The sequence below is a fragment of the Ancylothrix sp. D3o genome (assembly GCF_025370775.1).
In the GTDB taxonomy this organism is placed as follows: domain Bacteria; phylum Cyanobacteriota; class Cyanobacteriia; order Cyanobacteriales; family Oscillatoriaceae; genus Ancylothrix.
The window spans coordinates 1-3,452 of sequence record NZ_JAMXEX010000086.1 but is presented as its reverse complement, the minus strand read 5'-3'; the positions used below and the strand labels follow the sequence as shown (position 1 = coordinate 3,452).

Genomic DNA, 3,452 nt, shown 5'->3' with positions numbered 1-3,452 from the left:
TCTACATTTTGTCTATGCCGGCCCCCAATAGCCATAAGTTTAAGAATTTCCAAGCGTTCTATCGGCCTCTTTACGTTCCACAGTTTCACTCGTTTTCACCGGCAACATAAGCTTTTGTGCTGTTTGGGGTAATTATAGCTGAGTTGCTGTTCCTAGTTGGCAAGGGGGCCGGTTTAGGTTTTGAGTTTTGAACCATTGGGTAAGGCAATCTTGGGAATTTTCGCTTCTTGGGGAATCCTCAAAACTTTTTATCAATGCAAAGTATCAGGCCGGTTTAGGAATTATTTGAAATAATACAGTCTAATCTTGTAGAAAAGTCAACTTTACGGAACGTCTGTACTTGTGGAAACAGGGGAGCCAATCTTTTTATCCTAACTTTTTTAGGGAATTGTAATAACCCCACTAATAACTGAAGTGTCAGAAATTGAGGGGTATTTAATCGCTCGGAAGGGGTGCATCTGGTAAAATTGGGGTAACATTTTTTAGGACAGGGTATTATTCACAATCCCAATTGTTTTTGACCCCTAGTGCTTTTAGCCTTCTTGCCACCCCTAGGCTCAAGAGCTTTACAAGTTATGATAAAATTGATTTATATTTGAAGAAACTTTAGGAGGTTATACTATGGATATAGAACGTCGTCAACTAGAATTTAAGTTAGAGGTCTTATTAAAATTCACGTTTGAAGAATGGTGCGAACTATTGAAGAAGGATATTGATAAACAGATAAAGGAGGGAGGGGATTGTAAAGTTGAAAACGCTGATAAACTTCGAGATAATTTTGAAGAGTGGGTTACCACAGTTGTAGACGATTTTATTTGGGATCTGGAATGCGAAGAATTAGAGGAGGAATTAAAACAACGGGCCAAGCCTTAACCCATTAGGGAAAATAACATCCACCTCCATCTACCGGCCCTTTTGCATCCATCGGCCCTCCGACATCCGCCTGTCCCTACGCGAGAGCCGACCTCTCAACATCCATCGGCACTCCGACATCCACCGGCACCACAAAAACTGGATCTGTGAGATCCCCTTGTGCCGATGGTCTGCATTTATCTACCGAACTGGCTTCGGAGTGCCGGTGGTAAAACATGATTTGCCCCGGTTCATTTCGGTATGTGAGACAAGTTGACCTCTGTCTCTCCGAGATGTCGGTACGCTAATTTAGTGAATGTTTAGTGTAGTTGGTAGGGTGGGTTAGGCGCTGCTTTAATTCCTGAAATAATCCTGAATTAAGATAATAGCGCCGTCATCCCACCAGAGATTTCGTTAAAGTTTTACAGTTCTTGGGCTTCGTTCCTCAACTTCATCTACAATCGTGCCCTTAATTAATTGGAGAACTCATTTCAGGAGCGGTACAACTTGTTTCTGCCCATTTACCAAGTTTGTCCGCAATAAATAAAGCTAATTGAGAAGAACCATAAGCTGTAACAGCAGTCCCACCAACTAACAACCCAGCCATAACCATCGGGCCACCGACTGCGGATGTAACAACTGCTGTTGCGGCTGCTCCTGTTGCGCTGCTGCCTAATGCGCTGGCTAAAGTTGTTGTAAGTCCACCTAAACCTAAGTTAGAAACCGCAGAAGCAATTCCTGCATACCCGGTTAAGTTTCCTGCACCGGCAGCCGCAGCAGATGCAATTGTTTGATAGAGAGTAAAAGTAGTACCTCCACCTTCTAATATTGCATTCCAATGTGAATCATCAATTCCATTTTTGCTCTTACGATAAGCTTCACATATCATCTGTGGGCTTGCTTCTAAAAAATCTTTTGCTCGGTCACGACTTTTAGCATCTAACTTTTGAGAAGTAATAGTTTTAAAGACTAACATCAGAAGCTTTTGGCTTTCACCCAGTTTGCCTGGGAGAGCTTTTGTGGCTATTTTTTGGATTTCTTTGCCATACCCTGATGTATTGAAAGCTAGGTTTGCGAGATCGTCTGCCAGCTTTTCGGGAGACAAGCTGGCACTAATATTAGTGGTAGTGTCAGAAACTAATTCTTTGGCAACGTCTATTTGTGCTAGTGCATCGTTGATTCCATCCAAAATTTGCTTTTGACTGGGCAAGTGATCCTGCAAAAATTTTTCAGCAGAGTTAGTGACATACTCGCTGGTCGATTTAAGCCCATTCTCAATCATACTTTTTATTTCAGCTTGACCAGGGATTTGCTTTATAAAACCTTCTACAGAAATGCTTGCCACTAATTCCTTCCGCACGTTCCAAGAATTTGAAATCTCAGATATAATGGATTTCTCTGCTGCTAAAGCTGGTGGAGATAAAAACCAGAAGCCAATATTAACAGTGACATATAGTATTAATGTCACTATCGAAGTTGCCAGTTTAGTTTGTTGACTCATAAAAAAAACTCCTTGAGTTGAAGTAAACAAAATAGGCTAGATATTCTTTAGCCAGTATTCAAGTACAAATTATTGTTTTCGCTCCTGCATTTGCCGGAGTTCCCATCAAACGCAGTGCTACCATTTCCTGACGATAAAGATCGCGCAGACGCAAATAATCCTTTAAATTTCGCTCTCTGAGGGAGTCAACGGCAGTTTCTAGGATTTTTTGTCGGTTTAATGTGACTGCGTTTAAGTCAACTGCTGTACTTGACAACCAAGGCAATTTTTTCAGAGAAGAGTCTTGGGAAAGATAGGCGATTGTACTTAACCAAGTGATAAGGAAACTTGGCAGGCACTCTGCAAATTTATTGGGGTTGGTTTGCCAGCAGTAATAAGTAGCAAACGCCCAATTATTTAGGCAAATGGTATCACACTTAGGGAGCCCAGCGGCACTAAGTGGATTTGTAGTTGGCTATTGAAAGATTTTATTTCGGCAAGCGTAGATTATTATCCCGAAGAGTTTCCAGGCTGCCAATGGTTTGGGATGCCGGTTCTACATCCATCGGCACGAGCGAGTTCCAACGGCCTTTACAAATCCATTGGCTCTGGCAGAATTCGTCGGCTTCCGAACATTCACCCACCCCTAAAAATCCATCGGCAGCATAAAAACCCCTAGCCCCTATACAGAAGGCTGGTTTATGACATTTACCGACGTCCGTGAGTGAAAACAAGCTTTTAGCTAAATGTTGAGTGGCTTGTGGATCGTTCAGTAAAAGGGGCCGGTGGCTGATCGCATTATTCGGAAGTAATTGGGGGGCCGGGGGTATTGCGTGATTTCTTCAGGTTTTTGGGGGCCGGTAAAATACGGGATTTGTCCAGGTTTTTTGGGTATGTGGGGTAGGGTAGGCTGCTGTCAGTCTGGGGTGCTGGTAATCTCTATTTTGTTTGTGCCGGCCTAAAATGGCCATGATAATCAAGAATTTTCTCAGTGTGACACCGGCTACTTTAGGTTCACCTGCCATATAGCGCGTCTATCGTCTTCACTGGCCCCTCAACATCTGCTGGCAAATCGCGAATTCCACCGGCACCATAACATCCAAGGAGGCCGGCAGGTTCA

6 protein-coding genes are annotated in these 3,452 nt (G+C 43.1%); 1 reads left to right on the top strand and 5 read right to left on the bottom strand.

Annotation, left to right across the window (positions count from 1 at the left end; all coding sequences use genetic code 11):
• Nucleotides 1–621 precede the first annotated feature (621 nt).
• Complete coding sequence (locus tag NG798_RS27085) at nucleotides 622–873, top strand: hypothetical protein (protein WP_261226829.1); 252 nt, start codon at nucleotides 622–624, stop codon at nucleotides 871–873.
• Nucleotides 874–949: 76 nt separating this feature from the next.
• Here the strand turns inward: NG798_RS27085 and NG798_RS27080 are convergent, their stop codons facing one another.
• From NG798_RS27080 to NG798_RS27060, 5 genes are all read right to left on the bottom strand, one after another.
• Nucleotides 950–1,090: a hypothetical protein gene (locus tag NG798_RS27080; protein ID WP_261226828.1), complete on the bottom strand. Its 141-nt coding sequence runs from the start codon at nucleotides 1,088–1,090 to the stop codon at nucleotides 950–952.
• A 231-nt stretch (nucleotides 1,091–1,321) separates the two neighbouring features.
• Complete coding sequence (locus NG798_RS27075; protein WP_261226827.1) at nucleotides 1,322–2,353, bottom strand: hypothetical protein; 1,032 nt, start codon at nucleotides 2,351–2,353, stop codon at nucleotides 1,322–1,324.
• Nucleotides 2,354–2,411: 58 nt separating this feature from the next.
• Complete coding sequence (locus NG798_RS27070) at nucleotides 2,412–2,618, bottom strand: hypothetical protein (RefSeq protein ID WP_261226826.1); 207 nt, start codon at nucleotides 2,616–2,618, stop codon at nucleotides 2,412–2,414.
• Nucleotides 2,619–2,820: 202 nt separating this feature from the next.
• On the bottom strand, nucleotides 2,821–3,066 hold the full coding sequence (locus NG798_RS27065; protein WP_261226825.1) for a hypothetical protein: 246 nt from the start codon (nucleotides 3,064–3,066) through the stop codon (nucleotides 2,821–2,823).
• A gap of 108 nt (nucleotides 3,067–3,174) precedes the next feature.
• Nucleotides 3,175–3,357: a hypothetical protein gene (locus tag NG798_RS27060; protein WP_261226824.1), complete on the bottom strand. Its 183-nt coding sequence runs from the start codon at nucleotides 3,355–3,357 to the stop codon at nucleotides 3,175–3,177.
• Nucleotides 3,358–3,452: the final 95 nt, after the last annotated feature.